The sequence below is a fragment of the Variovorax paradoxus genome (genome assembly GCF_902712855.1).
Lineage (GTDB): Bacteria > Pseudomonadota > Gammaproteobacteria > Burkholderiales > Burkholderiaceae_C > Variovorax > Variovorax paradoxus_Q.
Window position 1 is genome coordinate 2,665,364 of sequence record NZ_LR743507.1, and the last position, 26,111, is coordinate 2,691,474.

The 26,111-nt window shown below is 65.6% G+C and carries 27 protein-coding genes and 2 tRNA genes; 22 read left to right on the plus strand and 7 right to left on the minus strand.

Going from position 1 to position 26,111, the window contains the following annotated elements; all coding sequences use genetic code 11:
- Positions 1–33 precede the first annotated feature (33 nt).
- From AACL56_RS12070 to AACL56_RS12090, 5 genes are all read left to right on the plus strand, one after another.
- Entirely contained in the window at positions 34–1,020 is a 987-nt protein-coding gene (locus AACL56_RS12070) for a 2-hydroxyacid dehydrogenase (RefSeq protein WP_339090064.1), read from the plus strand.
- Between the two features lie 87 nt (positions 1,021–1,107).
- On the plus strand, positions 1,108–2,493 hold the full coding sequence (locus AACL56_RS12075; protein ID WP_339090065.1) for a DNA recombination protein RmuC: 1,386 nt from the start codon (positions 1,108–1,110) through the stop codon (positions 2,491–2,493).
- The gene (locus tag AACL56_RS12080) at positions 2,490–3,653 is read left to right on the plus strand and encodes an MFS transporter (RefSeq protein WP_339090066.1); all 1,164 of its coding nucleotides are present in this window, start codon (positions 2,490–2,492) and stop codon (positions 3,651–3,653) included. Before AACL56_RS12075 ends, AACL56_RS12080 begins: the two co-directional genes overlap by 4 nt.
- A 306-nt stretch (positions 3,654–3,959) precedes the next feature.
- The gene (locus AACL56_RS12085; RefSeq protein WP_339090067.1) at positions 3,960–4,424 is read left to right on the plus strand and encodes a helix-turn-helix domain-containing protein; all 465 of its coding nucleotides are present in this window, start codon (positions 3,960–3,962) and stop codon (positions 4,422–4,424) included.
- The gene (locus AACL56_RS12090; RefSeq protein ID WP_339090068.1) at positions 4,403–4,660 is read left to right on the plus strand and encodes a hypothetical protein; all 258 of its coding nucleotides are present in this window, start codon (positions 4,403–4,405) and stop codon (positions 4,658–4,660) included. Before AACL56_RS12085 ends, AACL56_RS12090 begins: the two co-directional genes overlap by 22 nt.
- Positions 4,661–4,672: 12 nt before the next feature.
- Here the strand turns inward: AACL56_RS12090 and AACL56_RS12095 are convergent, their stop codons facing one another.
- The 3 genes from AACL56_RS12095 to earP form a co-directional block, all read right to left on the minus strand.
- Positions 4,673–5,536, minus strand: a complete 864-nt coding sequence (locus AACL56_RS12095; RefSeq protein WP_339090069.1) for a TIGR00730 family Rossman fold protein — start codon at positions 5,534–5,536, stop codon at positions 4,673–4,675.
- Positions 5,537–5,666: 130 nt separating this feature from the next.
- On the minus strand, positions 5,667–6,221 hold the full coding sequence (gene efp, locus AACL56_RS12100; protein ID WP_056583043.1) for an elongation factor P: 555 nt from the start codon (positions 6,219–6,221) through the stop codon (positions 5,667–5,669).
- A gap of 161 nt (positions 6,222–6,382) precedes the next feature.
- Positions 6,383–7,474 (minus strand): elongation factor P maturation arginine rhamnosyltransferase EarP, encoded by a 1,092-nt coding sequence (gene earP / locus AACL56_RS12105; RefSeq protein WP_339092858.1) that lies wholly within the window; start codon positions 7,472–7,474, stop codon positions 6,383–6,385.
- A 194-nt stretch (positions 7,475–7,668) separates the two neighbouring features.
- Between earP and uvrC the strand changes: the two genes are divergently transcribed.
- Genes uvrC through AACL56_RS12120 form a run of 3 tightly spaced genes read left to right on the plus strand, consistent with a single transcriptional unit; the run spans position 7,669 to position 11,137 of the window.
- Complete coding sequence (gene uvrC / locus AACL56_RS12110; protein ID WP_339090070.1) at positions 7,669–9,630, plus strand: excinuclease ABC subunit UvrC; 1,962 nt, start codon at positions 7,669–7,671, stop codon at positions 9,628–9,630.
- A gap of 56 nt (positions 9,631–9,686) precedes the next feature.
- On the plus strand, positions 9,687–10,253 hold the full coding sequence (gene pgsA / locus AACL56_RS12115) for a CDP-diacylglycerol--glycerol-3-phosphate 3-phosphatidyltransferase (RefSeq protein ID WP_339090071.1): 567 nt from the start codon (positions 9,687–9,689) through the stop codon (positions 10,251–10,253).
- Entirely contained in the window at positions 10,250–11,137 is an 888-nt protein-coding gene (locus AACL56_RS12120; protein ID WP_339090072.1) for a DMT family transporter, read from the plus strand. The genes pgsA and AACL56_RS12120 overlap by 4 nt, the downstream gene beginning before the upstream one ends.
- Before the next feature lie 38 nt (positions 11,138–11,175).
- Here the strand turns inward: AACL56_RS12120 and AACL56_RS12125 are convergent, their stop codons facing one another.
- Positions 11,176–12,135 carry a LysR substrate-binding domain-containing protein gene (locus AACL56_RS12125; protein WP_339090073.1) on the minus strand — a complete coding sequence of 320 codons (960 nt, stop codon included), beginning with the start codon at positions 12,133–12,135 and terminating at the stop codon, positions 11,176–11,178.
- A 71-nt stretch (positions 12,136–12,206) separates the two neighbouring features.
- Between AACL56_RS12125 and AACL56_RS12130 the strand changes: the two genes are divergently transcribed.
- The 6 genes from AACL56_RS12130 to AACL56_RS12155 all read left to right on the plus strand — a co-directional run bounded on the left by AACL56_RS12130 (position 12,207) and on the right by AACL56_RS12155 (position 17,621).
- Positions 12,207–13,136: an alpha/beta hydrolase gene (locus tag AACL56_RS12130; RefSeq protein ID WP_339090074.1), complete on the plus strand. Its 930-nt coding sequence runs from the start codon at positions 12,207–12,209 to the stop codon at positions 13,134–13,136.
- Complete coding sequence (locus AACL56_RS12135) at positions 13,133–14,218, plus strand: tartrate dehydrogenase (RefSeq protein WP_339090075.1); 1,086 nt, start codon at positions 13,133–13,135, stop codon at positions 14,216–14,218. Before AACL56_RS12130 ends, AACL56_RS12135 begins: the two co-directional genes overlap by 4 nt.
- 230 nt (positions 14,219–14,448) lie before the next feature.
- A complete protein-coding gene (locus AACL56_RS12140; RefSeq protein WP_007830705.1) occupies positions 14,449–14,721 on the plus strand; it encodes an HU family DNA-binding protein in 273 nt (90 codons plus the stop codon).
- Positions 14,722–14,749: 28 nt separating this feature from the next.
- Positions 14,750–14,825, plus strand: a tRNA-Val gene (locus tag AACL56_RS12145).
- A gap of 77 nt (positions 14,826–14,902) precedes the next feature.
- Complete coding sequence (locus AACL56_RS12150; RefSeq protein ID WP_339090077.1) at positions 14,903–16,816, plus strand: SurA N-terminal domain-containing protein; 1,914 nt, start codon at positions 14,903–14,905, stop codon at positions 16,814–16,816.
- Positions 16,817–16,946: 130 nt separating this feature from the next.
- Complete coding sequence (locus AACL56_RS12155) at positions 16,947–17,621, plus strand: histidine phosphatase family protein (protein ID WP_339090078.1); 675 nt, start codon at positions 16,947–16,949, stop codon at positions 17,619–17,621.
- A gap of 17 nt (positions 17,622–17,638) precedes the next feature.
- On the opposite strand, the gene AACL56_RS12160 is transcribed toward AACL56_RS12155, so the two are convergent.
- Positions 17,639–18,019: a hypothetical protein gene (locus AACL56_RS12160; protein WP_339090079.1), complete on the minus strand. Its 381-nt coding sequence runs from the start codon at positions 18,017–18,019 to the stop codon at positions 17,639–17,641.
- Positions 18,019–18,267 (minus strand): GlsB/YeaQ/YmgE family stress response membrane protein, encoded by a 249-nt coding sequence (locus AACL56_RS12165; protein ID WP_093211872.1) that lies wholly within the window; start codon positions 18,265–18,267, stop codon positions 18,019–18,021. The genes AACL56_RS12160 and AACL56_RS12165 overlap by 1 nt, the downstream gene beginning before the upstream one ends.
- Before the next feature lie 210 nt (positions 18,268–18,477).
- Between AACL56_RS12165 and AACL56_RS12170 the strand changes: the two genes are divergently transcribed.
- The 3 genes from AACL56_RS12170 to AACL56_RS12180 all read left to right on the plus strand — a co-directional run bounded on the left by AACL56_RS12170 (position 18,478) and on the right by AACL56_RS12180 (position 19,875).
- Complete coding sequence (locus tag AACL56_RS12170) at positions 18,478–19,107, plus strand: YbhB/YbcL family Raf kinase inhibitor-like protein (RefSeq protein ID WP_339090080.1); 630 nt, start codon at positions 18,478–18,480, stop codon at positions 19,105–19,107.
- Between the two features lie 75 nt (positions 19,108–19,182).
- Positions 19,183–19,258: transfer RNA gene (locus AACL56_RS12175), tRNA-His, on the plus strand.
- A gap of 272 nt (positions 19,259–19,530) precedes the next feature.
- Complete coding sequence (locus AACL56_RS12180; protein ID WP_339090081.1) at positions 19,531–19,875, plus strand: H-NS histone family protein; 345 nt, start codon at positions 19,531–19,533, stop codon at positions 19,873–19,875.
- An 83-nt stretch (positions 19,876–19,958) separates the two neighbouring features.
- On the opposite strand, the gene AACL56_RS12185 is transcribed toward AACL56_RS12180, so the two are convergent.
- On the minus strand, positions 19,959–20,945 hold the full coding sequence (locus AACL56_RS12185; RefSeq protein ID WP_339090082.1) for an NADPH:quinone oxidoreductase family protein: 987 nt from the start codon (positions 20,943–20,945) through the stop codon (positions 19,959–19,961).
- A 127-nt stretch (positions 20,946–21,072) separates the two neighbouring features.
- Here AACL56_RS12185 and surE point away from each other — a divergent pair, with 127 nt between their 5' ends.
- From surE to rlmD, 5 genes are all read left to right on the plus strand, one after another.
- Positions 21,073–21,831, plus strand: coding sequence for a 5'/3'-nucleotidase SurE (gene surE / locus AACL56_RS12190; protein WP_339092859.1), 759 nt, complete (start codon positions 21,073–21,075; stop codon positions 21,829–21,831).
- Between the two features lies 1 nt (position 21,832).
- The gene (locus AACL56_RS12195) at positions 21,833–22,606 is read left to right on the plus strand and encodes a protein-L-isoaspartate(D-aspartate) O-methyltransferase (RefSeq protein WP_339090083.1); all 774 of its coding nucleotides are present in this window, start codon (positions 21,833–21,835) and stop codon (positions 22,604–22,606) included.
- Positions 22,607–22,617: 11 nt separating this feature from the next.
- Positions 22,618–23,529, plus strand: a complete 912-nt coding sequence (locus AACL56_RS12200) for a peptidoglycan DD-metalloendopeptidase family protein (RefSeq protein WP_339090084.1) — start codon at positions 22,618–22,620, stop codon at positions 23,527–23,529.
- A 147-nt stretch (positions 23,530–23,676) separates the two neighbouring features.
- Entirely contained in the window at positions 23,677–24,585 is a 909-nt protein-coding gene (locus AACL56_RS12205) for a sigma-70 family RNA polymerase sigma factor (RefSeq protein ID WP_425337009.1), read from the plus strand.
- 29 nt (positions 24,586–24,614) lie between these two features.
- A complete protein-coding gene (rlmD, locus tag AACL56_RS12210; RefSeq protein ID WP_339090086.1) occupies positions 24,615–26,087 on the plus strand; it encodes a 23S rRNA (uracil(1939)-C(5))-methyltransferase RlmD in 1,473 nt (490 codons plus the stop codon).
- Positions 26,088–26,111: the final 24 nt, after the last annotated feature.

Sequence of the window (26,111 nt, forward strand, 5' to 3'; positions counted from 1 at the left end):
CCTTCTTCCGACCCATCGACAAGAGACAACACCATGAGCAAGCCCAAGATCCTGGTCGCGCGCGCGATCTTTCCCGAGACCATCGAGCGCTTGTCGCAGCATTTCGATGTCGAGTCGAACCAGTCCGACGAAAGCTGGAGCAAGGAACAGCTGATCGCGAAGCTTCAAGGCAAGCAGGGCGCGTTTACTACCGGCAGCGAGCGCATCGACGCTGCGGTGCTCGACGCGTGCCCCGACCTGAAGATGTGCGCCAACATGGCCGTGGGCTACAACAACTTCGACGTCGATGCGATGGCCGCGCGCGGCGTGCTCGGTACCAACGCGCCCGACGTGCTGACCGAGACCACGGCCGACTTCGGCTTCGCGCTGCTAATGGCCACCGCACGCCGCATCACCGAGAGCGAGCATTTCCTGCGTGCCGGGAAGTGGCAGAAGTGGAGCTACGACATGTTCGCCGGCTCCGACATCCATGGATCGACGCTCGGCATCATCGGCATGGGACGCATCGGGCAGGGCATTGCCAGGCGCGGCGCGCACGGTTTCGGCATGAAGGTGGTCTATCACAACCGATCGCGGCTCGACGCCGCGCTCGAGGCCGAATGCAAGGCCAGCTACCTGGGCAAGGAAGAACTGCTGAAGACGTCCGATCACGTGGTGCTGGTGGTGCCGTATTCGGCGGCCTCGCACCACACCATCGGCGCGGCGGAGATCGCGCTGATGAAGCCGACCGCCACGCTGGTCAACATCGCGCGCGGAGGCATCGTCGACGACGCCGCACTGGCCGTGGCGTTGCGCGAGAAACGCATCGCTGCCGCCGGCCTCGATGTGTTCGAAGGCGAGCCGAAGGTGCATCCAGACCTGCTGACCGTGCCCAACGTGGTGCTCACGCCGCACATCGCGAGCGCCACCGTGCCCACGCGCCGGGCCATGGCCGACCTGGCGGCCGACAACCTGATTGCGTACTTCGGCGGCAAGGGCCCCTTGACCCCCGTCACGCCCGTTCCGCCGGCAGGCAAGTAAGGCGCGACGAGCACACCGGCCGGCGCTGAAGAAGCGCGCAGCGTGCGCCATGAAAAACAAAGCAAGCAGCGGCACCGCCCCACGACCTTGGATTCCTACTCAGACCTGATTCTTGTCGGACTGGCCGTGCTCGCGGTCATCCATCTCGTGCTGGCGATCTGGCTGCTCGCACGCCGGCAACAGCCGGCCGATCACAGCGAACTGTTGCGTGCGCTGTCCACGATGAGCGCAGGCAACGAGCGTACCGAGCGCGAATTGCGCCGCGAAATCGCCGACAGTTCGCGCGGCGCCCGGCAGGAAACCGCACAGGCCTTCGCCACCTTCCAGCGTTCGCTGGTGCAGCAGGGCGCGGAAGCCACTCGCACGCAGAATGCGCAGCTCGACGCGTTCTCGCTGCAGCTCGCATCGCTGCAGAAGACGCTGGCCGACACGCTCAACACGCAGCTGCAGGGCCTCAGCGATGCGAACGCGCGGCGCCTGTCTGAGGTGCGCGCGACCATGGAAAGCCAGCTCGCGCAACTGCAGCAGACCAATGCAGCCAAGCTCGACGAGATGCGCAGGACGGTCGACGAGAAGCTGCAGAGCACCCTCGAAGCACGCCTCGGGGAGAGCTTCAAGCAGGTGGCCGACCGGCTCGAGCAGGTGCACAAGGGGCTCGGCGAAATGCAGACGCTGGCCGTCGGCGTCGGCAGCCTGCAGCGCGTGCTGACCAACGTGAAGACGCGCGGCGTGTTCGGCGAGGTGCAGCTCGAAGCCCTGCTCGAGCAGGTGCTCACGCCCGATCAGTTCGCGCGGCAGGTCGAAACCAGGCCGCGCAGCGGCCAGCGCGTGGACTTCGCCATCCGCTTTCCGGGCCGCGGCGAAGACGGAGCGCCCGTGTGGCTGCCCATCGATGCCAAGTTTCCGCGTGACGACTACGAACGGCTGATCGACGCACATGAACGCGCCGACGCGGCGGGTGCCGACCTCGCCGCCAAGGCGCTCGAGGCGCGCATCCGAACCGAAGCGAAATCGATTGCCGACAACTACCTGGCCGCGCCGCACACCACCGATTTCGCCATCCTCTTCCTGCCGGTCGAGAGCCTGTATGCCGAGGTGCTGCGCCGTCCTGGCCTGATGGACGCCATCCAGCGCCAGCATCGCGTGACGCTGGCCGGCCCGACCACCTTGCTCGCGATGCTCAACAGCCTGCACATGGGCTTTCGCACGCTCGCGCTGGAGCGCCAGGCCTCCGAGGTGTGGAAGGTGCTGGGCGCCGTCAAGACCGAGTTCGAGCGCTACGGCGAATGGGTCTCGCGCATCAAGGAGCAGGTGGCGAAGGCCTCCGACACGCTCGACAAGGCCGACACGCGTGCCCGGCAGATGCGCCTCGCGCTGCGCAAGGTCGAGGCGCTGCCCGACGCGCAGGCCCAGGCGCTGCTGCCGTCCGCATCGGATGCCGACACGGACAGCGAAGGCGAGGGCGCCCGATGAAAGGCACCGAACTGCTGCGTGTGATTGGCGCGCAGGTGTGCCTGCACGCCACCATGGCCGGCATGCGGCTCGCCACGCCGCTGCTGGCGCTGCAACAGGGCTACAGCGCCGCAGCGGTGGGCGTCCTGATCTCCCTGTTCGCCTTGACGCAGGTCTTCCTGGCCTTGCCTGCTGGACGCTTCGCCGACCGCCATGGCTTCAAGCGGCCGCTGTGGCTGTCGGTGATCGCCGCGGTCACGGGCGCGGGACTTGTGGTCATCTTTCCGGTCTTCCCGGTGATGTGCCTGGCGGCCTTGCTGACCGGCGGTGCCACCGGCGCAACGGTGATCGCGCTGCAGCGGCATGTCGGCCGATCGGCCACCAATCCGACCGATCTCAAGCGCGTGTTCAGCTGGCTGGCGATCGCGCCTGCGGTGGCGAACTTCGTCGGGCCCTTCGTTGCCGGCATGCTGATCGACCACGCCGGGCGCATCCCGGCGGACATGCTCGCCTTTCGCATCTGCTTCGCAGCGATGGCCGCATTGCCGCTCGTATGCTGGCTGATGGCGCGCGGTGCCCACGAGCCACCGCCGACCGCGCCGCTGGCGGGCACCGTGCCCACGCGCGCCTGGGACCTGCTGCGCGAACCGATGTTCCGCCGCCTGCTGTTCGTGAACTGGCTGCAGTCGTCGAGCTGGGACGTGCACGCCTTCGTGCTGCCCGTGCTGGGCCACGACCGCGGCATCAGCGCGTCGGTGATCGGCTCGATCCTCGGCGCCTTCGCCATCGCCGCGGCCGCCATTCGCGTGGTGCTGCCGGTGCTGGCTTCGCGCGCTTCCGAGCGCAGCGTCATCCTGATCTCCACGCTGGTCACGGCACTGGTGTTCGCAGCCTATCCTCTGCTCGATTCAGCCTGGACCATGGGCCTGTGCTCCGTGGTGCTGGGCTTCGCGCTGGGAGCGGTGCAGCCGATGGTGATGAGCATGCTGCACCAGATCACGCCGCACACGCGCCATGGCGAGGCGCTGGGCCTGCGGCTCATGACCATCAATGCGTCGAGCGTGGCCATGCCGATGATCTTCGGCTCCCTCGGTGCGCTGATCGGCATTGCAGGCGTGTTCTGGGTGGTGGGCGGCGTGGTCGCGCTCGGGGCGCGCGCAACTTGGGGGTTGAAGGCCTGACGGGGCAGCGTCCGAAATGCATGCCAAAGATGAGCGAAATTCTCATTTGATTGACCCTCGACTGACTCGTAGTCAGTCCGTATCGACGCCTTCTCCAGCGACCTTGAAGGCGTTCGTGCATTCCCCCATTCCCATCGCGATCCCGGCCGTGGCCGATCAGCGCCGCCACCTTGCGCTCGTTGCTGCAGACCTTGCTGGCAGGCCGGGCTGTACAGTGCGCGGCCAGGGTGCTGCTGATTCCGGGCGCGCTGTGGCTGCTGGCGCATGCGTTCCCCGAGCCCGCGAGCCGGGCGCGCGTGATCGGCGATGGTCGTCGTTCACGGCGCTGCCGCTGGTGCTCGGGCCGATGCAGGGCGGGCTGCTGGTGGACCACGCGGGCTGGCAGAGCATCCTGCTCATCAACATCCCGATCGGGCTGCTGACCGTGGGGCTCGGGCTCTGGGAACGGCTTTCATCTTCAAGGGCATCGCCGCCACCGGCATCGATGACATCGCGGCCGGTGCACAGGTGGCCGAAGGTACGTTCTATCTGTACTTTCCATCGAGGGAGGCATTGCTCGGCGCATTGCAGCAGCGTGTCGTCGACAACTTCCGCGGCCGCCTGCAGGAAGGGATGGGCCGCTATTGCCCCGACAACCACCGGGCCCGGCTCAAGGCGTGGATCGACACTGGCCTGCAGATGTACCTGGACAACGTTGCGTTGCACGACGTGGTCTTCCACGAGTACCGGACCGGCCCGCAGACCGCCGCATGCGCAACGACAACACGGTGATCACGCAACTCGCCGTGCCGCTGGGGCAAGGCGCCGCCGCAGGCACGTGGTCGGTGGACGACGCGACCATGACCGCGGTGATCCTCTTCAATGCGCTGCACGGTGTGGCCGACGACGCGGTGGCCATGGGGCAGACCAGCGATGCGCAGCGCAAGCGCCGTGCGCGCTCGCTCGCGAACTTCTTCGGAAAGGCGCTGCGCCCTGCCGAACCGGCAGGGGACGGCAGGGCCGGCTGATTTCGTTCTGCTTCAGAGCTTGTAGAAGCGCTTGATCGCGCTCCAGGCGTCGTCGGGCGCGTCGACGTACTCGAACAGCTTCAGGTCGCCGGGCGAGATCACGCCTTCGTCCACCAGGAAGTCGAAGTCGATCATCCGCTTCCAGTAGTCGGAGCCGAACAGCACGATCGGCACCGGCTTCGACTTCTTCGTCTGCACCAGCGTGATGACCTCGAACAGCTCGTCGAGCGTGCCGAAGCCGCCGGGGAACGCCACCAGTGCCTTCGCGCGCATCATGAAATGCATCTTGCGGATGGCGAAGTAGTGGAACTTGAAGCTGAGCGCCGGCGTGACGTACGGGTTGGCTTCCTCTTCCATCGGCAACGCGATGGCCAGGCCGACAGACAGGCCGCCGCCTTCGTGCGCGCCACGGTTGGCGGCCTGCATGATGCCGGGGCCGCCGCCGGTGCACACGAAGAGCTTGTCCTGCGGCTCCTTGTCATTGCTGTACTGCGCCACGAGCTTGCCGAAGGCGCGCGCCTTCTCGTAGTAGTGCGAGTTGCGCGCCAGCCGGCGCCAGCGCTCGGAGGCCACCGTGTCGCCGGCTGCGTCGGCCTGGGCGATCATGGCGGCGGCATCTTCCTCGCTGCGGAAGCGCGCGCTGCCGAACACCACCACGGTGTTCTCGATGCCGTGGGCGCGCTGCTCGAGGTCGGGCTTCATCAGCTCGAGCTGCATGCGGATGCCCCGGGTTTCGCGGCGCAGAAGGAATTCGGGGTCGGCGAAGGCGATGCGCGAAGGATCGGGGTCGAGCGGCAGGCCTTGGTCGGCATGGGATTGCAGCGTGGCCCAGGCATCGGCCAGGCGCTTGTCGTGAAGATCGTGCGTGTTGTTCATGGGAAAAGCAGGCGGAAGTGGCCGAGTGATTGTGCAGCGTCGCAACAGGCGTGCCCAGTCAACGAAAAAAGGCTCCTTGCGGAGCCTTTTCGGGGGAGTGGCGGTCAGCCCCGGGAGCCGGGGGAAGGGCTCAGACGCGCTTGCGGTATTCGCCGGTGCGCGTGTCGATTTCGATCTTGTCGCCTTGCGACACGAAGAGCGGCACGCCAATTTCGAAGCCGGTGGCGATCTTGGCGGGCTTCATGACCTTGCCCGAGGTGTCGCCCTTGACGGCCGGCTCGGTCCAGGTGATTTCGCGTTCGACGCTGGTCGGCAGTTCGACCGAGATGGCCTTGCCGTCGTAGAACACCACTTCGACGGCCATGCCGTCTTCGAGGTAGTTCAGGGCGTCGCCCATGTTTTCGGCTTCGACTTCGTACTGGTTGTACTCCGCGTCCATGCAGACGTACATCGGGTCGGCGAAGTAGGAGTAGGTGCACTCCTTCTTGTCGAGCACGATCTGGTCGATCTTGTCGTCGGCCTTGAAGACCACTTCGGTATTGAAGTTGGCGATCAGGCTCTTCATCTTCATGCGCACGGTGGCGGAGTTGCGGCCGCCGCGGCTGTATTCGGTCTTCAGGACGACCATCGGGTCCTTGCCGTGCATGATGACGTTGCCGGCGCGGATTTCTTGAGCGATTTTCATAACAGGGTCTCTGGATGTTGGCCGCTCGGTGCACGGGACCACCGGCGACTTTTTGACGTTTGCCGGAGTGATTGGCCCCGCGGTACATGTCCCGCGGCAGGTTTAGCGGAGAGCATCTCGGATCGATGAGATCCGGGCCGAAATCCGCAAAGCCCGCTATTTTAGCTTTGTTGGGCGATCATTTTCTGCAGTTGGGTCAGCAGATCGTCCTGCGCCAGCAGTCGCATGCGGGCGTTCCGGACGGTTTCGCACCACGGGCCCTGCGTTTCCAGCACGGGCAGCGCGCCGTCTCCGAAGCCGTTCCACGCGTGGTGGAAAAGCCTCAGCGAGGGCGGGGCGCCGAGCCAGTCGAGCCAGGCACCGAGCTTGACGTGGTGCGCGTCGTCGTCCTGCGGGTAGATCTGCCAGACGAACGGAGCGCCCGCCCAGAGCGCACGCACCCACGAGTCTTCCCCACGCACGAAATTCAGGTCGCACGACCAGAGCAGGTGGTCGTAGTCGGTCTGAGTCAGGTAGGGGAGGTATGAAATTGATAGCGAACCACGCACGGCTGACGCGGGCAAGGCTGGGTTTTGATCCGAAAGGACCGCCCGCACGGCCTGGGCGGCCCGACCCGCCGTCACCAGCAGGCGCACAGGCTCCGGGCCCTGTTCCAGCTGGGCGAGCAAGCCCGCCAGCGCCGGCGGCTCGTAGCAGAAGAGCGACACCAAGCGTTCGCCATCGCGCCACGGTATCTGCTGTGCCGCCAGCCAAGCCGCACGGTCGAAGGCCTCGCGCCGCGCCATCAGGCCGGGTTCGCGCAGCAGCCCGCCGGTGGCCGGCGTGAAGCCCGGATAGAAGAAGCGCTTGGTGAGGCCGGCGCCCGGTCCCTTGAACACCGGCGAGGGCAGGCCGTGCAGCCGCTCGACATACGGCTCGGCCGACAGGTATTCCAGGTTGATCCACGCTTTCCCCGCTCCTTCGGCGAAGCGCGCGACGAGTTCAGGGGCCGGATCGCAGCCGAAGCCCTCGATCAGCACGTCGGGCGCGGGCCCCGACACGGCTGCCTGAAGCGCGCCGGAATCGAGCCAGTCGATCACTTCGACGCCAGCGTGGCCCGAAGGGGCCATCCAGCGCAGCGCCGCCGCATCGTCGACCCACAGCCGCACCCTCGCGCCGCTCGTGGCCAGCTGGCTGGCCAGCCGCCAGCAGACGCCGAGGTCGCCGTGGTTGTCGATGACCTTGCAGAAGATATCCCACCTCGGGTCTCGCATGCTTTCCATGCCGCGAGTGTGCCCGTCTTGACGGTGCTGCCTGCCGTCCTGGCTGCGTGGGCGGGGCGAACATGCCGAGATCCGGCGTCTGTACGATGGCCGCCAGTTCTTCTGCCGGTTCGGTGCGCCGGCTGAGCAGGCGCGCAGTAGTCCCACGGCGCGCCCGCAACGCGCGGCGCGCCACAATAGCCGCCATGTCAGACGTGCATTCCGATCAACTGCTCAGCGAAGTCGCGGCCCTGCCGCAGCTGCCGGGCGTCTACCGTTACTTCGACGCGGCGGGCGCTGTGCTCTACGTGGGCAAGGCGCGCAACCTCAAGAGGCGGGTTGCCAACTACTTCCAGAAGAGTCACGGCGGCACGCGCATCGGCCACATGATCTCGAAGATCGCGCGCATGGAGACCACGGTGGTGCGCTCCGAGGCCGAGGCGCTGCTGCTCGAGAACAACCTCATCAAGACGCTCAAGCCGCGCTACAACATCCTGTTTCGCGACGACAAGAGCTACCCCTACCTCAAGATCGCGTCGCACCAGTTCCCGAGGCTGGCCTACTACCGCGGCGCGACCGACAAGAAGCATCGCTACTTCGGGCCGTACCCGAGCGCCTGGGCGGTAAAGGAATCGATCCAGCTGCTGCAGAAGGTGTTTCGCCTGCGCACCTGCGAGGACACCGTATACGCCAACCGCACGCGGCCTTGCCTGCTCTACCAGATCAAGCGATGCAGCGGGCCATGCGTCGGTCACATCGCGCCCGATGCCTACGCACAGGACGTAGCGAGCGCCGAAGCCTTCCTGATGGGCGACACGCAGCTCGTGCTCTCCAAGCTCGAGCAGCGCATGACCACGCACGCCGAGAAGCTCGAGTTCGAGCAGGCGGCCGAGCTGCGCAACCAGATGTCGGCCATCTCGCGCGTGCTGCATCAGCAGTCGATCGAGATCGCTTCCGACAAGGATGTGGACATCCTGGCCGTGAAGGTGCAGGGCGGCAAGGCCTGCGTGAACCTGGCCATGGTGCGCGGCGGCCGGCACCTGGGCGACCGCGCCTACTTTCCGGTGCACGTGGAAGACGCCGCGCAGATCCACCACAACGAACTCGACGCGGAAGAGGGCGCGGCGCCGGTGCTGGCCGACCCGATCGAGGTGCAGGTGCTCGAGGCCTTCATCGCCCAGCACTACATCGACGTGCCGGTCCCGGCCACGCTGGTGCTGAGCGAACAGGTGAGCCGTGAGCTGATCGAGGCGATCTCGCAGCAGGCGGGCGCGCGCGTGACGGCCGTGTTCCAGCCGCGCGAGCAGCGCCGCCACTGGCTCGAGATGGCCGAGACCAACGCCAAGCTGCAGCTGGCGCGGCTGCTGGCCGAAGAAGGATCGCAGCAGGCCCGCACCCGTGCGCTGGCCGATGCACTGGAACTGGCGTCGGAAGACCTCGACGAATTCCGCGTGGAATGCTTCGACATCTCGCACACCGCGGGCGAGGCCACGCAGGCCTCTTGCGTGGTGTTCGAGCACCACACCATGCAGAACCGCGAATACCGCCGCTACAACATCGAGGGCATCACGCCCGGCGATGACTACGCCGCCATGCGCCAGGTGCTGCACCGCCGATACGGCAAGCTCGCCGAGGCCATGGCCGCCGAGACCGACGAGCTTCCCCCGGGCGACGCGGAAAGCGACGACAGCGAAGCCCCCGCCAAGTCCCGGACCGCGCGCATGCCCGACCTTGTGCTGGTCGACGGCGGCAAGGGCCAGGTCTCGATGGCGCGCGAGGTGTTCAGCGAGCTGGGGCTGCCGCTGTCGCTGATCGTCGGCGTCGAGAAGGGCGAGGGCCGCAAGGTCGGCCTCGAGGAACTGGTGTTCGCGGACGGCCGCGAGAAGGTCTATCTCGGCAAGGACTCTGCCGCGCTGATGCTGGTGGCGCAGATCCGCGACGAAGCGCACCGCTTCGCGATCACCGGCATGCGAGCCAAGCGCGCCAAGGTGCGCGTGGGCGGCAGCCAGCTCGAGGACATCCCGGGCATCGGCCCCAAGCGGCGGGCGCGGCTGCTCCAGCGCTTCGGCGGCATCCGCGGCGTGGCCGCCGCGAGCGTGGAAGACATCGCCTCGGTAGAGGGCATCGCGTCCGACCTGGCCGAAGAGATCTACAAGGCGCTGCACTGACGGCGACGAGGCAAGACCCTCCCGGAGGGTTAACGCCGCCATGACACAATCAAGAGATGTTCTGGACCCTGCCGACCATCATGACCTGGACGCGCATCGTCGCGATCCCTTTGATCGTCGGCGTGTTCTACCTGCCGATCAGCGAGCCGATGCGCAACCTGATCGCCACGGTGATGTTCATCGTGTTCGCCGCCACCGACTGGCTCGACGGCTACCTGGCGCGCAAGCTCAATCAGACCTCGGCATTCGGGGCCTTCCTCGATCCGGTCGCCGACAAGTTCCTGGTGTGCGCCTCGCTGCTGGTGCTGGTGCACCTGAACCGGGCCGACGTGTTCGTGGCGCTCATCATCATCGGCCGCGAGATCGCGATCTCGGCATTGCGCGAATGGATGGCGCAGATCGGCGCCAGCAAGAGCGTGGCGGTCCACATGATCGGCAAGGTCAAGACCACCGTGCAGATGGTGGCCATTCCGTTCCTGCTCTTCGACGGCCAGCTGTTCCGCGTGATCGACACCGGCATCTGGGGCCAGTGGCTGATCTGGATCTCGGCGGTGCTCACCATCTGGTCGATGGTGTATTACCTGCAGAAGGCCATTCCGGAAATCCGGGCCCGCACCAAATGACCCCGGCGGCCACGGTCCGCAACGCAGGCTGGCTGCGGGCGATGCCGGCGGTCTTCGTGCTGATCTGGAGCACGGGCTTCATCGTCGCGCGCTACGGCATGCCGTATGCGCCTCCCCTCAAGTTTCTGGCGGTGCGCTATGCGCTGTCCCTTGTGTGCTTCGGTGCGTGGGTCGCGCTGGCGCGTGTCGCGTGGCCGGCGGCGCGCGCGCAATGGGGGCACCTGGCCGTCACGGGCGTGCTGATGCAGGCGGGCTATCTGGGCGGGGTGTGGGCCGCAGTGCACGCGGGCATGGGAGCGGGACTCGTGGCGTTGCTGGTCGGCATCCAGCCGGTGCTGACGGCGGTGTGGATGTCGTTCAACGGCGGGCGCATCTCGGGTCGGCAATGGGCCGGGCTGGTGCTGGGTTTCGCGGGGCTGGTGCTGGTGGTGTCGCGCAAGCTGGGACAGGGCGCCGAGGTCAACGCGCTGACCATGGGGCTGGCGGTGATGGCGCTGCTGTCCATCACCGCGGGCACGCTCTATCAGAAGCGCTTCGTCGCGCCTTGCGACGTGCGCAGCGCCAGCGCGGTGCAGATGGCCGCGGCGCTGCTGGTCACGCTGCCGTTCGCAGCCATGGAGACGCAGGCCATCGAGTGGAACGCGTATTCCGGCGGCGCAATGGCCTGGTCGGTGCTGGCGCTGTCGCTGGGCGGCAGTTCGCTCCTCTATATGTTGATACAGCGCGGCACGGCCACCGCGGTGACCAGCCTGCTGTACCTGGTGCCGCCATGCACGGCGGTGATGGCATGGCTGCTGTTCTCGGAGCCGATCACGCTGGTGACGGTGCTGGGCATCGCGCTGACCGCGGCCGGCGTGAGCCTGGTGGTGCGCAGCACGCGCTGAGCGTCCGGCACGCTTCCTTCCTTCGTCCCCTTATTCAGTCAGCGCGCGCCGGCCTTGCCCGGTTTCCATGGCTCGCCGCGGAAGTGTTCCGCCAGATGGTCCACCAGAAGCCGCACGCGGCGCGGCGTCTTGGATCGCCAGGGCGCGACCCAGTGGATATCGGCGTCGGGCATCGCGTATTGCGGGAGCAAGCGCACCAGTTGCCCGGTCGCAAGTTGCGGTGCGATGTCCCAGAGGCTGCGCAGCACGATCCCGTGGCCGCCAAGGCACCAGTCGCGCACCATCTCGCCGGAGTTGCTGGCCAGCGGGCCTTGAACGCGAACACGGGCCGTGCTTCCGTCTCGCGCATGGCGCAGCGTCCACAGCGCGTGCTGGCGCTGGCTGGCGTCGCCGTTCTCGCGCGCGACCAGGCAGTCGTGCGCGGATAGCGCCTCGACCGTGGCCGGCAAGCCTCGACGTTCCAGGTAGTCCGGCGAGGCGGCGAGCACGCGCTGGTTGCGCGCAATGCGCCGCGATACCCAGTCGGCCGCGTGGCGCTGTTGCACGGCCCACAGCCAGACCGCGCCGTCGTAGCTTTCAGCGCGGAGGTCGGGCAGTTGCTCGGTCAGCATCAGGTCGATCTGCAGGCCGGGATGCCGTTGCTGGAACGTGGCCAGCGCCGGCCCGAGCCAGCGGCGGCCGAAGCCGAAGGTGGCGGCCAGGCGGATGGTGCCGGTCAGTTCGTTCTGGCGTTCGCCCAGTTCGCTTTCGAGTGCCGCGAAGCCCTCGAGCAGCGCACGCGCATGCACGCAGATCGCCTCGCCCTCGGCCGTGACGCTCAGGCGCCGCGTGGTGCGGTCGAACAGGCGCTGGCCCAGCCGGGCCTCCAGCGCCCCGAGCCGCTTGGTCACGACCGAAGGCACCACGTCGAGCACGCCGGCCGCGCCGGCCAGGCTGCCGGCGTCGCGGATGGCCAGCACCAGCGACAGGTCGCCTCGGTCCATCGAAGAAGAATTCATGCCGAAACGGAAAGTATGAATTGGCCGATTGTTGCTTGATGATCGGAAGGGCGCAACGCACAATCGCCGACGTGACGGCCTCCTTACTTTCTCTTCCGACCTTCGACATCGAGCGCAATGGCGTGCGCATCCATGGCCGCGTCGGCGGCAACGGGGCACCATTGCTCCTGCTGCATGGCCATCCGCAGACCCATGCGATCTGGCATCGCGTGGCGCCGGCCCTGGCCGAGCGCTTCACGCTGGTGGCGGTCGACCTGCGCGGCTACGGAGATTCGGGCCGGCCAGCGGCCGATGCCGAGCACGCCGTCTACAGCAAGCGCGAGATGGCGCTCGATGCGCTCGCCGCCATGCAGCACCACGGCTTCGAGCGTTTCGGCGTGCTGGCGCACGACCGCGGCGCCCGCGTGGCGCACCGGCTCGCGGCGGACCATCCGGACGCCGTCGAGCGGATGCTGCTGCTCGACATCGCGCCCACGCTCGCGATGTACGAGAACACGTCGGAGGCTTTCGCCAAGGCGTACTGGCACTGGTTCTTCCTGATCCAGCCGCCGCCGCTGCCGGAGGCGCTGATCGCTTCCGACCCGGTGCGTTACATCCGCAGCGTGATGGGCGGGCGGCATGCCGGGCTCGCGCCGTTCGCCCCCGAGGTGCTGGCCGAATACGAGCGCTGCGCCGCCATCGCGGGCACCGCCGAATCCATCTGCGAGGACTATCGCGCCTCCGCTACCATCGACCTGACGCACGACCGCGCGGATATCGCCGCCGGCCTGCGCCTGGCGCAGCCGCTGCGCGTGCTGTGGGGCGAGCACGGCGCGGTGGGCAAAGCCTTCGACGTGCTGGCGCTGTGGCGCGAACGCGCCGCCGAAGCCTCCGGCCGTGCACTGCCGTGCGGCCACTACATTCCCGAAGAAGCGCCCGACGCGTTGGTTGCCGAGGCGCTGGCTTTCTTTCTTCCCTCCGGACATCCCCATCCGCACCCAAGCGCAGGAGCCACACCATGAGCACCCAGAGAATCGCAGTCATCGCCGGCGACGGCATCGGCAAGGAAACCACGCCCGAGGGCTTGCGCGTGCTCGAGGCGGCCGCCACCCGGTTCGGCATCGACCTGAAGTTCGACCACTTCGACTTCTCGAGCTGGGACTACTACGAGAAGCACGGCAAGATGCTGCCCGACGACTGGAAGGACAAGATCGGCGGGCACGACGCCATCTTCTTCGGCGCGGTCGGCTGGCCCGAGAAAATCGCCGACCACGTGTCGCTGTGGGGCTCGCTGCTCATGTTCCGGCGCGAGTTCGACCAGTACATCAACCTGCGTCCCGCGCGCCTCATGCCCGGCATCATCGCGCCCGTGGTGCGCCGCGACGGCACGCCCCGCGAGCCGGGCGAGATCGACATGTACATCGTGCGCGAGAACACCGAGGGCGAGTACTCCAGCATCGGCGGGCGGATGTACCAGGGCACGCCGCGCGAGATCGTGGTGCAGGAAACCGTGATGTCGCGCCTGGGCGTCGACCGCGTGCTGAAGTTCGCGTTCGAACTCGCGCAGTCGCGCCCGAAGAAGCACCTCACCAGCGCCACCAAGTCGAACGGCATCTCGATCACCATGCCCTACTGGGACGAGCGCGTGGCCGAGATGGGCAAGAGCTACCCGGGCGTGACGCTCGACAAGTTCCACATCGACATCCTCACCGCGCACTTCGTGCAGCGGCCCGACTTCTTCGACGTGGTGGTGGCGAGCAATTTGTTCGGTGACATCCTGTCCGACCTGGGGCCGGCCTGCACCGGCACCATCGGCATCGCACCCAGCGCCAACCTCAATCCGGAGCGCACCACGCCGTCGTTGTTCGAGCCGGTCCACGGCTCGGCGCCGGACATCGCGGGCAAGGGCATCGCCAACCCGATCGGTCAGATCTGGTGCGGCGCGATGATGCTGGAGTTCCTCGGCCACAAGCAGGCGCACGACGCCATCCTGTCGACCATCGAGAAGGTGCTCGCGCCCCAAAGCGGAGCACCGCGCACCCCGGATATCGGTGGAAACGCGAGCACCAGCGACCTCGGAAAAGCGATCGCGCAGGCCCTCTGAATCGCTTTGCGCACCACGGAAAAAGTCCTTCGCGAAACGCCTCTAGAATCGCGCGCTCCGCTGCTCGGCATGGCTCCGTGTCTTATTGACACCCTGCAGACCAGTGGTTGTAATCCTCGCTGGCAGTGCGCTGCCGAGGCGTCAGGCCTGCCAAGCTCTTGCGTCGCACGTTCCGCGGCCAGGTCGCAGCTGACGAAAGCCGACCAACTTTTTCTCTACAAGGGGCCCTTGTGAACAAGACCGAACTGATTGAGCACATCGCAAAGAACGCCGATATTTCCAAAGCTGCAGCAACGCGTGCGCTCGAGTCCACCATCGGCGCCATTCGTACCACGCTCAAGAAGGGCGGCTCGGTTTCGCTCGTCGGTTTCGGCACTTTCGCAGTAGGCAAGCGCGCGGCCCGCACCGGCCGAAATCCCCGCACCGGCGACGCGATTAAAATCAAGGCCGCCAAGATCCCGAAGTTCCGTCCGGGCAAGGCGCTCAAAGACGCGCTGAACTAAGACGGTAGACTCGGAGAGTTTTCCGGTGGGGTGCTTAGCTCAGTTGGTAGAGCGGCGCCCTTACAAGGCGTAGGTCGGGGGTTCGAGCCCCTCAGCACCCACCACCACCAGATGCAAAGGCGAACCGCAAGTTCGCCTTTTTTATTGCCGTCCGACAGCCGTCGAAAAAGAGTGTCCAAGCATGTTTGATTTCTTCCGCAAGTACAACAAGATCGTCATGATTTTCTTGTTCTTGCTGATCATTCCCTCGTTCGTGCTCTTCGGCGTCGAGCGCTACCAGGGCGGCAGCGACGAGAAGGTGGCCCGCGTCGACGGCCAGCCGATCACCAAGCCCGAGTGGGATCAGCAGCATCGCGTGGAGACGGATCGCATCCGCCAGCAGTCGCCCAACGTCGATCCGACGGTGCTCGACTCCGACGCGCTGCGCTATGCGACGCTGGAGCGCATGGTGCGCGATCGCGTGCTGGCCGCCGCTGCCACGAAGGCGAACATGACGGTGTCCGAAGAACGCCTCTCGCGCATGTTCGCGCAGGACCCGGGCCTGGCTTCCTTCCGCACGCCCGAAGGCAAATTCGACAGTGACGCCTTCACGCGCGTGACCGGCCGCACGCCCGAGCAGTACGTAGCATCGGTGCGATCGGACATGGCGACGCAGCAGGTTCTGCTGGGCGTGTCGGGCACGGCGTTCACGCCGCCTGCGCTGGCGTCCACCACGATCAACGCGTTCTACGACAGCCGGGAGATCCAGGTCGCCCGCTTCAACCCGGACAGCTTCGCGTCGAAGGTCACGGTGAGCGACGCCGACATCGAGACCTACTACAAGGATCACACCGCGCAGTTCCAGGCGCCGGAACGCGCTGACATCGAGTACCTGGTGCTCGACATCGAAGCGGCCAAGAAGAACATCGTCCTGAGCGACGCCGACCTGAAGACCTATTACCAGGAAAACACCGCGCGCTTCGGCACGAAGGAAGAGCGCCGCGCAAGCCACATCCTGATCACTGCGCCGGCCAGCATGGCCGCCGGCGACCGCGAGAAGGCCAAGGCCAAGGCAGAGCAACTTCTGGCCGAGGTGAAGAAGGCGCCCAACACCTTTGCCGACGTGGCGCGCAAGAATTCTGATGATGATTTGACTGCCAAGAGCGGTGGTCAACTGGATATGGGGCCGAAGGGAAGTCTTGTCGCCAAACCTCTGGACGACGCTGTGTTCGCGCTCAAGAAGGGCGAAATCAGTAGCCTGATCGAAACCGAATTCGGCTTTCACATTGTTCAGCTCAATGACATCAAGCCTGCTCAGGTGACCCCCTTTGAACAGGTGCGCGCCACCATCGAGAACGAAGCGCGCGCCCAACAGGCCACGCAGGAATTCGCGAAGGCGGCCGAGGCTTTCACCGATGCCGTCTACCAGACGCCCGACAGCCTCAAGCCCGCTGCCGAGAAGCTGAAGCTCACGATCCAGACAGCCAGCAATGTCGCGCGCACGCCTGCACCAGGTGCGACCGGCCCGCTCGCCAGCCGCAACTTCCTGAGTGCACTGTTTGCGCCTGACTCGCTCGAGCGCAAGCAGAACACCGAGGCTATCGAGGTTGGTTCGAGCCAGCTTGCTGCAGGCCGAATCACGCAATACACGGCAGCGCATGCCGTGCCGCTTGCCGAGGTGAAGGACAAGATCCGCGCCCAACTCGTCACCGAGCGTGCCGCCGTGCTCGCCAAGACCGAGGGTGAAGCCAAGCTCGCTGCATGGACCGCGAAGGCCGACGGTGCGACCTTCGGTGCGCCGATGACCGTTTCGCGTCGCGACGCGCAATCGCAGCCGCTGCCGGTCATCGATGCCGCGCTGCGCGCCGACGCCGCCAAGCTGCCGGCACTCGTGGGCGTGGACCTCGGTGCGCAGGGCTATGCCGTGGTTCGCGTGACCAAGGTCGTGCCGCGCACGCCGCCGGCACCGGAGCTCGCGAAACAGGAGCAGGCGCAGGTCGGGCAGTCGATCGCAGCAGCGGAAGATGCCGCCTACTACAACCTGTTGAAGGAACGCTTCAAGGCGGAAATTCTGGTGCCGAAGCCGGCGGACACGCTGCCTGTCGCGGGTCGCTGACGCGGCGGCCGCGAGGCCCGCAGACACGAAAGCCCGAACCCGCTGGTTCGGGCTTTTTTCATGGTGACGGCCGGGCGGCCCGTCGCACGAGGGACAAGTGGCGGCTGCGCTTCTTGCCAGAATCCCGGGCATGGGAACCCTCTATCTCGTGCGTCACGGACAAGCCAGCTTCGGCGCTGCCGACTATGACAACCTGAGCGAACTCGGGCGCCGACAGTCCGTGCGCCTGGGCGAATACTGGCGCGAGCGCGGCATGAAGTTCGACGCGGTCATCACCGGGACGCTGAAGCGCCATCGCCAGACCTGGGAGGGCATCGCCAAGGGATTGGGCCTGACGCGCGATGACGTCCTGCCGTGGCCCGGACTGAACGAATACGACAGCGAGGCGGTCATTGCCACCATCCACGAAGGCAAGCTCGAGAAGCCCGATTCGCCCGAGATGTATCGCCATCACTTCCGTTTGCTGCGCGAAGGACTCGGTGCGTGGATGCAAGGCAAGACGGCGCCCGTAGGCATGCCGAGCTATGTGGATTTTCTCGCCGGCGTGACGACGGCGCTGGACCATGTGCGTGACAAGCACCATGGCGCCAAGGTGCTGGTGGTGTCGAGCGGTGGACCGATCAGCACGGCTGTAGGCCATGTGCTCGGCACGAGCGCGGAGACGACGATCGAGCTCAACCTGCGCATTCGCAATACCTCGGTCACGGAATTCGCATTCACACCGAAGCGGCACATGCTCGTGACCTACAACACACTGCCCCATCTGGATGGGCCGGCGTACGAGGGGTGGGTGACCTACGCCTGATGCCCTGAATGCAGGGCTCAGGCCTGCCAGACGCCGCAGCCGGCCTGGCGCAATGCGATGCCGAGGTCCACTTCCAGCAGCCGTGCGTCTTCATAGGTCAGCGGGTTGTAGCGCTCGTAGAGCGCGGGCAGCAGGTGCAGGCCGTATTCCTGGACGAAGCTGTTGGCCTGGATGCCGGCCTTGTGCTTGTCGAAACGGATGTCCGGATCCAGTCCGGTCATGCCGACATAGACGAAGGGTTTGCCAAGTTGGTAGTCGGGATTGGCTCGCCTGAAGCGCCCGTTGTTCCAGACACGATCGTCGAGCTCGACGACATAGACGTAGTGCCTCGCGCGCGGCTTGCGTGGCGTGGCGCCCGGCGTGGCCGCGCGCGCAATGCGGCGCGGGCGTGTGGCCATCAGCTCTTGCGCTTGATCAGGCCGTAAAGGATCAGCAGCACGATCGCGCCGAGCACCGAAGCGATGAAGCCTGCGCCCTGGCCGGCCGTGTACCAGCCGAGCGACTGGCCGACGTAGGTGACGATCAGCGAGCCTGCGATGCCGATGATCGTGGTGACGATGAAGCCGGCGGAGTCATCGCCCGGCTTGACGGCCCGCGCCACGAGACCCACGACGAACCCGATCAGAATAGTCCAGACGATGCTCATGAAGAAATTCCTTTGGTGGTGAATGGGACAAGGGAGCGGCCGATGCCGTACCCGCTTGGCGGGCCGCATTCATGATAGCGGAGCGACCTGGAGGCGAGCTGCGTCGAGTGCGGCTGTGATGGTGATGCGGGAGTTTTTGGCCGGCGCCGTGACATGGAGCTTGCACGGCGTCCTACAGGCTTGCACCGCTCATCGCGGTACACCTTACGCATGCTGGAAAAACTGCCTGATGTCATTGGCCACGCGTTGCAAGGGGTGCGCGCGGGTCTGGAGCAGATCGTCTTCAACAACCTCGGGATGCGCGAGGGGTTGGCGTCGATCCAACTCACCAGCATGGCATTTGCCGACCACTCGCCACTGCCGCTCCGCTGTACCGCGGACGGCGAGGGCGTTTCTCCGCCGTTGCAGTGGGCGGGTGTACCGGCAGCCGCTTCGCTGGTCCTGATCGTCGAGGACGCCGATTCGCCGACGCCCAATCCACTGGTGCATGCGATAGTGGTGAATCTGCCGACGGCCAGTGCTTCAATGGCCGAGGCCGCGATGCCGAGCCAGGACAACGAAGGAGCGGGCCTGCACGTCGGACGCAATTCCGCGCTGCAGCCGACATGGCTGCCGCCAGATCCGCCGCCGGGTCATGGGACGCACCGGTATGCGTTCCAGCTCTTCGCTCTGGCGGAGGCGCCACAGTTTTCAGATTCGCCCGGTCGGGATGAAGTCATGGACGCGCTTCGTGCGCATGCAGTTGCCAGCGGGTTGCTCATCGGGACCTATGAGCGACCGGACGGGTCGATCACGATCCAGGCGGATGCGACCAGCGTTGGACCGCTTGCGGCGGGCTGATGTGACTGCTTCGTGCTCTTTTTGTTGGAGTTGCTGAAAACGGCGATTTTTAACGCTACAATCTGAGGCTCTGCGGTGGCTGTAGCTCAGCTGGTAGAGTCCCAGATTGTGATTCTGGTCGTCGTGGGTTCGAGTCCCATCAGCCACCCCAAAAACATCTCCTTTGCGCTATTGCTCAAATAGCATTTGAAGGATTCCATCGCCGGGCTTGCCCCGGCGATGTCATTTCCGGACCGGCACTTCGTTGTTGCGTTCCTCTCCTTTTGCTGGTTTTCTTCCCGCGATAAACATTGCGGGCAGTGCTTCGTGTTGCGAGTTGTTGCATTAACGCAATCGGCCGCGACTTTTTTCGAGGCAGCGCCAGCTTGTGGCAAATGTAAACTGAATTAAAATCCGCACGTTTTCAATTTCTGGAGTCCAACAATGGCTTCGACCCTCGCCGATATCAATTCTCAGATCAAGAAGCACGACGAGCAGATTGCGCAATTGCGCAGGCAGGCCGAGGAGCTGCGTAACCAGGAACGCTCCAGCGTGATCGACGAGGTGCGAAAGAAGATCGCGGAATATGGGCTGACCGCCACCGATCTCAAACTGACGGGACGGGTGGCTGCCGTCAAGCGCGCTGCAGGTGGTGCTCAGTCGAAGGCGGCTGCCAAATACCGCGGTCCTACCGGCGAAACCTGGTCTGGCGGCCGCGGCCGCAAGCCCCGTTGGGTCACCGAGGCATTGGCCGCCGGCAAGTCACTTTCTGATTACGAGATCAAGTAAGTTCCGTCGGTTTCTGGGCAGCTGCCCAATAAAAAAGCCCGCATGCGCGGGCTTTTTTATTTGGAGGGCGGCCTCAGAGGTGCTCAGTTCACCATCACCAGTTTTCCTTTGACGCCGCGTGACCCCATGTGGGCGTATGCAGCCTTCAATTCAGACATCGGCATCGTACTGTCGATCACCGGCTTGATCTTTCCTTGTCCGTACCATTGAGCCAATTCGGCCATCATCGCCCCGTTGGCCTTCGGTTCGCGCTTGGCGAAATCGCCCCAGAACACGCCAACGAGCGACGCGCCTTTCAGCAGCGTGAGATTCAACGGCAGTGATGGAATCGGGCCCGACGCAAAACCCACGACCAAATAGCGACCGCGCCATCCGATCGAGCGAAAGGCCGGTTCTGCAAAATCGCCGCCGACGGGGTCGTAAATGACATCAGGGCCTTTGCCGTCGGTCGCCGCCTTGATCGCATCGCGAAAGCCATTGGGCAGTGCATGCGTGGTGTAGTTGATGGTTGCGTCAGCACCAATGGAGCGGCAAAGTTCGCATTTCTCGTCGGTCGAGGCTGCTGCAATTACCTTGGCGCCTGCAGCCTTGGCAATCTGGATTGCTGCAGTGCCTACGCCGCCCGCCGCGCCAAGAACGAGCACCGTCTCGCCGGGTTTGAGTTGTGCTCGGTCCATCAGCGCGTGCCACGACGTCGCGTAGATCATGATGAACGCTGCCGCATCCACGTGGCCGAATCCCTCGGGCAACGGCATGCACAGGGCCGCAGGTGCCAGCGTGTGGGTGCCGAAACCGCCGGTGCCCGACAGGCAGGCAACGTTCTGGCCCACCTTGAGATGCGTGACGCCATCGCCCACGGCCTGCACGACGCCTGCATATTCGGAGCCCGGCACGAAGGGCAGCGGCGGCTTCATCTGGTACTTGTTCTGCACGATCAGCAAGTCGGGAAAATTCAGGCTCGCCGCCCTGATCTCGATCAGCACCTGGCCCGGGCCCGGTGCCGGTGTCGGCAATTCCTTCCAGGTCAGCGCGTCGACGCCGGTGGGGTTTTCGCAAAGCCATGCGTGCATGCTCGAGTCTCCTTCGTGTGAGTCGGGTGGGGCAATCAATGCGGGCGATGATAGGCGGCGCGGCAAGGCGGGCTTGTCCCTGCTGCGACGCACCTGCGGCCTACAATCCGAGGGCATTCAGGACACCATGAAGATACTCATTTCCAATGACGACGGCTTTCAGGCGCCGGGCATCGTCGCATTGCACGACGCGCTCAAGGACATTGCCGATGTCGAGGTGGTCGCACCCGAGCACAACAACAGCGCGAAGTCGAACGCGCTAACCCTTGCGGCACCGCTCTACGTGCACCAGGCGCACAACGGCTTCCGCTACGTCACGGGTACGCCGGCCGATTGCGTGCACATCGCTCTCAAGGGATTGCTGGGCTACCGGCCTGACCTGGTCGTTTCCGGCATCAACAACGGCGCCAACATGGGCGACGACACCATCTACTCGGGCACCGTCGGTGCCGCCATGGAGGCGTACCTGTTCGGCATTCCCGCCATCGCGTTCTCGCAGATCGAAAAAGGCTGGGCGCATGTCGATGCTGCTGCCCAGGTGGCGCGCCGACTGGTCCAGCAGATCGAACGCGAGCGCATGCTGGAAGGCAATGCGTTCCTGCTCAACGTGAATGTGCCCAACCTGCCTTTCGACCAGTTGAAGCCGGTGAAGGTCTGCAGGCTTGGCCGCAGGCATGCGGCAGAGAAGGTGATCACGCAAGACAGCCCGCGCGGCGAGACCATGTACTGGATCGCCGGTGCAGGCAGCGCCAAGGACAGCGGCGAGGGCACAGACTTCCATGCCACGGCGGCTGGTCATATCGCCTTGACGCCGTTGCAGATCGACCTGACCGACCACGCCAACCTGGGCCAATGGCGCGAGACGGTGACTCGTCTCAGCAACTGACATGGCCACCCAGCGGCCCAGTTTTCCCGTTCGCCTGACACCCACCGCTTCGGCAGCCACGCGCGGGCGAATGCCCGCGGTGCCTGTCAAGCCGATGGTTCCGTCCACGCCTTCGATGGCGTCCAACGCAGTGCGTGCACGGATGGTGCAGAAGCTTGCGGCACAGGGCGTTTCCGATCCGCGCGTGTTGCGCGCGATGGGCGCCGTCGACCGGCATCTTTTCGTGGACAGCGCACTGGTCAATCAGGCCTATGAAGATACGAGCCTGCCGATCGGACTGGGGCAGACCATCTCCAAGCCCAGCGTGGTCGCCCGCATGATCGAGCTGCTGCTGGGTGCTCCCGCGCTCATCGGCAAACCACAGGACAAGCTTGGACGCGTGCTCGAGATCGGCACGGGCTGCGGCTACCAGGCCGCAGTCCTGAACCATGTCGCTTCCGAGGTCTACAGCATCGAGCGCCTTCGTGGTCTTCACGAGCGCGCGCGTACCAACCTGCGGCCGTTCCGGCTGGCCACCGTGCACCTGATGCTGGGCGACGGAATGATCGGCTACGCAAAGGGCGCGCCCTATGCGGGCATCATCGCGGCGGCAGGCGGCGAGGCCGTGCCGCAGGCGTGGGTCGACCAGCTCGCGGTAGGTGGCCGCATCGTCGCGCCGACGCATTCGGCCAGCGGTGGCCAGGCCCTTGTCGTCATCGACAAGACCGCCCGTGGACTGGAGCGGCTCGTTCTTGAGGCGGTTCACTTTGTCCCCCTAAAATCAGGTATCGCTTGAAGGAATAACAAATGCAGGGTTTAGGCAATCGGAGTTGGTTCGCTGGCATCACGTTGGCCTTTGTGCTCGTGATCGCAGGCTGTTCCACGCCGCGCGGGCCGGCACCGGTCGAAGACCGCGGCACGATGACTCGCGCACCGAGCCCCACAGTGCCCGGCGGTCCGCCCATCACCACCGATGCCAACGGCAAGCCGCTCGCGGGCATCGAAAACTACGGCAAGCCCGGCTACTACGCCGTGCGTCCCGGTGACACCATTCGCCGCATCGGCGCAGACACGGGCCAGCGCTGGCAAGACCTTGTTCGCTGGAACAACCTCGAGAATCCCGACCTGATCGAAGTGGGGCAGGTGCTGCGCGTGATCCCGCCGAGCGGAACCGCGGTGGCTGTTGCGCCGCCATCAAGCGCGTCTTCTTCGCCATCGGAAGGCGCCACCACAAAGCCGGTGACGCCGCCCGCCGCCATTGCACCTGCGGCGCCTGCGAGCAGTGCGGCCAAGCCACCCACGCCAGTCACGGCATCGCCGTCGGCGCCTGGCAGCAGCAACTCGGGCGACGACGACCTCGGCTGGATCTGGCCAGCGAGCGGGTCGCTCATCGCAGGCTTCGACGAAGCCAAGAACAAGGGCTACGACATCAGCGGCAAGGCGGGCGACCCGGTGCTGGCCGCGGCCGACGGGCGCGTGGTGTATGCAGGTGCCGGCCTGCGCGGATACGGCAACCTGATCATCCTGAAGCACAACAACACCTACCTCACGGCATATGCGCACAACCAGACGCTGCTTGTGAAGGAGGACCAGTCGGTTCAGAAGGGCCAGAAGATCGCCGAGATGGGCAACAGCGACGCCGACCGCGTCAAACTCCATTTCGAGATCCGCCGCCAGGGCAAGCCCGTCGATCCCTCGCGCTACCTGCCCAACCGGTGATGCCACATGGCTGCCTCCCGCCCCCGTCGCACGCTGCCTGTGCGCGGCTTGGCGGGCAAGGCAAGCCCGCCATTGCCGTCTCTGCCAGACGCTGCTGCTGACGAGACCGGAGACTTCAATCCCCAAAGGGTGGCAGATCCCAAGGCCATGACGGCCAACGGTGCATCGCCGCAGGGCGTCGTCGGCGAATTGCCCGGCGGCGAAGGCGCAGACGCACTGACCATCTACCTGCGGCAGGTCCGCCGCACCGAACTTTTCACGCCTGCCGAGGAATACCAGACCGCCTGCGCCGCACGAGCCGGCGATTTCGAGGCACGGCAATCGATGATCGAGCACAACCTGCGGCTCGTGGTCAATATCGCGAAGAGCTACCTGGGACGCGGCGTGCCGCTGCCGGACCTCATCGAAGAGGGCAACCTCGGCCTGATGCACGCGATCACGAAGTTCGAGCCCGAACGCGGATTCCGCTTCTCGACCTATGCCACCTGGTGGATACGGCAGTCCGTCGAGCGAGCGGTCATGACACAGGCCCGTGCAATTCGGCTTCCGGTCCACGTGGTGCGTGAGTTGCAACAGGTGCTGCGCGCGCGTCGCACTCTGGAAGGCGACGCTGAATTCGTGGCGCAGCGGCCGGAGGGCGTGCGCGTGGAAGACATCGCCGCATTGCTTGAACGCGATGTGCAGTCCGTGGCCGATTTGCTGGCGTTGTCCGAGGCCCCACGCTCTCTTGATGCCGGCGATTCACGCGGCGACGAAGGCTTTACGCTGGCGGACACCGTCGCTTCCGACGACGAGCAGGGAAGCCCTACCGAAGTGGCGCACACGCACGAGGTGGAGCGGCTGCTCGACCAGTGGGTGCATGCCCTCGATGCGCGCGAGCGGGAGGTGCTGGAAGGGCGCTACGGCCTTCACGACCGCGAGCCGGAAACCCTCGAGGTGCTCAGCGTGCGATTGGGCCTCACACGGGAGCGCGTGCGCCAGATCCAGAACGAGGCACTGGCGAAGATGCGCCGCCAGCTGGCCCGTTCGGGCGTCGGCCGGGATGCACTTTTCTAGGGCCCACGCCGCGCTGAGACAATCGGGGTATGACGGAAATCATCGAAGAAAAGAAATCCCCCGCGAACGAACCTGCGAAACCCCAAGTGAAGGACGCAGCGAATCCTGGCGAAACGTGGCTCAACGTCGAGTCGCTCGACCTCGACGCGCAGGGCGTGGCCCACAAGGCCGACGGCATGGTCGTGTTCATCGAGGGCGCGCTGCCCTTCGAGGAGGTGCAGTTCAACGTCCATCGCCGCAAGAACAACTGGGAACAGGGCACGGTCACGGCCATCCGCCGAGAGTCGTCACAGCGCGTGCGTCCCGGCTGTCCTCATTTCGGCCTGCACACTGGGGCGTGCGGCGGCTGCAAGATGCAGCACCTCGACGCTGCGGCCCAGGTGGCCGTGAAGCAGCGCGCACTCGAAGACAACCTCTGGCACCTCGGCAAGGTGCGCCCCGAGAACCTGCTGCGTCCGCTGGAAGGTCCGGCATGGCACTACCGCTATCGCGCGCGCCTGTCGGTGCGTCATGTCGTCAAGAAAGGCACGGTCCTGATCGGGTTTCATGAGCGCAAGAGCCGCTATCTGGCAGACATGCAGGTCTGCCCTGTGCTGCCCAGGCAGGTCAGCGAAATGCTGATGCCGCTGCGCGCGCTGATCGGCTCGATGGATGCGCGCGAGACCTGTCCGCAGATCGAACTGGCATGCGGCGACGCTCCGGACTCCACGAAGCTCGGCACCATCGCGCTGGTGCTGCGGCACCTCGAGCCGTTGACGCGGCGGGATATCGACCGGCTGAAGGCTTTCGCCGCCGAGAACGAGGGCGTTCAATGGTGGTTGCAGGCCAAGGGCCCCGAGACGGTGAAGCTGCTGGAGGAGGGCGGCACGCCGCTGGCCTACCGGTTGCCCGAGTTCGGGGTGACCATGCCGTTCAAGCCGACCGATTTCACGCAGGTCAATCCGCACATCAATCGCGCGCTGGTCGGCAAGGCGCTGCGACTGCTCGATGTTCAGCCCGACGAACGTGTAATCGACTGGTTCTGCGGCTTGGGCAACTTCACCTTGCCGCTGGCAAGCCAGGCGCGCGAGGTGTTGGGCATCGAGGGCAGCGACACGCTGGTGGCGCGCGCGACCGATAACTTCAAGCGGAATCAGCCCGCAACGTCCGCACGGCGTGCGCTGTCACCTGCCAATTTTGTAGCACGGAACCTGTTCGACATGACGCCTGCCATGCTCGTCGCCGACGGCAGCGCTGACAAGTGGTTGGTCGATCCGCCGCGTGAAGGCGCCTTCGCGCTCGCCAAGGCGATGGCCGACCTACATCAGCAACCGGAACTGCGCACCGATGGCTGGACGCCGCCGAAGCGCATCGTCTATGTGAGCTGCAACCCTTCCACGCTGGCGCGCGATGCCGGCCTGCTGGTGCATCAGGCCGGCTACCGCTGCACGTATGCAGGTGTGGTCAACATGTTCCCGCACACGGCGCACGTCGAATCGATTGCGGTCTTCGAACTGGAATGAAAAAAGGGCCCCGTGGGGCCCTTC

What these genes read in the sequence shown, in the direction of transcription:
- AACL56_RS12070 (WP_339090064.1), top strand. Translation starts at nt 34, where the DNA reads ATGAGCAAGCCCAAGATCCTGGTCGCGCGCGCGATCTTTCCCGAGACC.
- AACL56_RS12080 (WP_339090066.1), top strand. Translation starts at nt 2,490, where the DNA reads ATGAAAGGCACCGAACTGCTGCGTGTGATTGGCGCGCAGGTGTGCCTG.
- AACL56_RS12085 (WP_339090067.1), top strand. Translation starts at nt 3,960, where the DNA reads ATGGTCGTCGTTCACGGCGCTGCCGCTGGTGCTCGGGCCGATGCAGGG.
- AACL56_RS12090 (WP_339090068.1), top strand. Translation starts at nt 4,403, where the DNA reads ATGCGCAACGACAACACGGTGATCACGCAACTCGCCGTGCCGCTGGGG.
- AACL56_RS12095 (WP_339090069.1), bottom strand. Translation starts at nt 5,536, where the DNA reads ATGAACAACACGCACGATCTTCACGACAAGCGCCTGGCCGATGCCTGG.
- efp (WP_056583043.1), bottom strand. Translation starts at nt 6,221, where the DNA reads ATGAAAATCGCTCAAGAAATCCGCGCCGGCAACGTCATCATGCACGGC.
- earP (WP_339092858.1), bottom strand. Translation starts at nt 7,474, where the DNA reads ATGCGAGACCCGAGGTGGGATATCTTCTGCAAGGTCATCGACAACCAC.
- uvrC (WP_339090070.1), top strand. Translation starts at nt 7,669, where the DNA reads ATGTCAGACGTGCATTCCGATCAACTGCTCAGCGAAGTCGCGGCCCTG.
- pgsA (WP_339090071.1), top strand. Translation starts at nt 9,687, where the DNA reads ATGTTCTGGACCCTGCCGACCATCATGACCTGGACGCGCATCGTCGCG.
- AACL56_RS12120 (WP_339090072.1), top strand. Translation starts at nt 10,250, where the DNA reads ATGACCCCGGCGGCCACGGTCCGCAACGCAGGCTGGCTGCGGGCGATG.
- AACL56_RS12125 (WP_339090073.1), bottom strand. Translation starts at nt 12,135, where the DNA reads ATGAATTCTTCTTCGATGGACCGAGGCGACCTGTCGCTGGTGCTGGCC.
- AACL56_RS12135 (WP_339090075.1), top strand. Translation starts at nt 13,133, where the DNA reads ATGAGCACCCAGAGAATCGCAGTCATCGCCGGCGACGGCATCGGCAAG.
- AACL56_RS12150 (WP_339090077.1), top strand. Translation starts at nt 14,903, where the DNA reads ATGTTTGATTTCTTCCGCAAGTACAACAAGATCGTCATGATTTTCTTG.
- AACL56_RS12155 (WP_339090078.1), top strand. Translation starts at nt 16,947, where the DNA reads ATGGGAACCCTCTATCTCGTGCGTCACGGACAAGCCAGCTTCGGCGCT.
- AACL56_RS12160 (WP_339090079.1), bottom strand. Translation starts at nt 18,019, where the DNA reads ATGGCCACACGCCCGCGCCGCATTGCGCGCGCGGCCACGCCGGGCGCC.
- AACL56_RS12165 (WP_093211872.1), bottom strand. Translation starts at nt 18,267, where the DNA reads ATGAGCATCGTCTGGACTATTCTGATCGGGTTCGTCGTGGGTCTCGTG.
- AACL56_RS12170 (WP_339090080.1), top strand. Translation starts at nt 18,478, where the DNA reads ATGCTGGAAAAACTGCCTGATGTCATTGGCCACGCGTTGCAAGGGGTG.
- AACL56_RS12180 (WP_339090081.1), top strand. Translation starts at nt 19,531, where the DNA reads ATGGCTTCGACCCTCGCCGATATCAATTCTCAGATCAAGAAGCACGAC.
- AACL56_RS12185 (WP_339090082.1), bottom strand. Translation starts at nt 20,945, where the DNA reads ATGCACGCATGGCTTTGCGAAAACCCCACCGGCGTCGACGCGCTGACC.
- surE (WP_339092859.1), top strand. Translation starts at nt 21,073, where the DNA reads ATGAAGATACTCATTTCCAATGACGACGGCTTTCAGGCGCCGGGCATC.
- AACL56_RS12195 (WP_339090083.1), top strand. Translation starts at nt 21,833, where the DNA reads ATGGCCACCCAGCGGCCCAGTTTTCCCGTTCGCCTGACACCCACCGCT.
- AACL56_RS12200 (WP_339090084.1), top strand. Translation starts at nt 22,618, where the DNA reads ATGCAGGGTTTAGGCAATCGGAGTTGGTTCGCTGGCATCACGTTGGCC.
- AACL56_RS12205 (WP_425337009.1), top strand. Translation starts at nt 23,677, where the DNA reads ATGACGGCCAACGGTGCATCGCCGCAGGGCGTCGTCGGCGAATTGCCC.
- rlmD (WP_339090086.1), top strand. Translation starts at nt 24,615, where the DNA reads ATGACGGAAATCATCGAAGAAAAGAAATCCCCCGCGAACGAACCTGCG.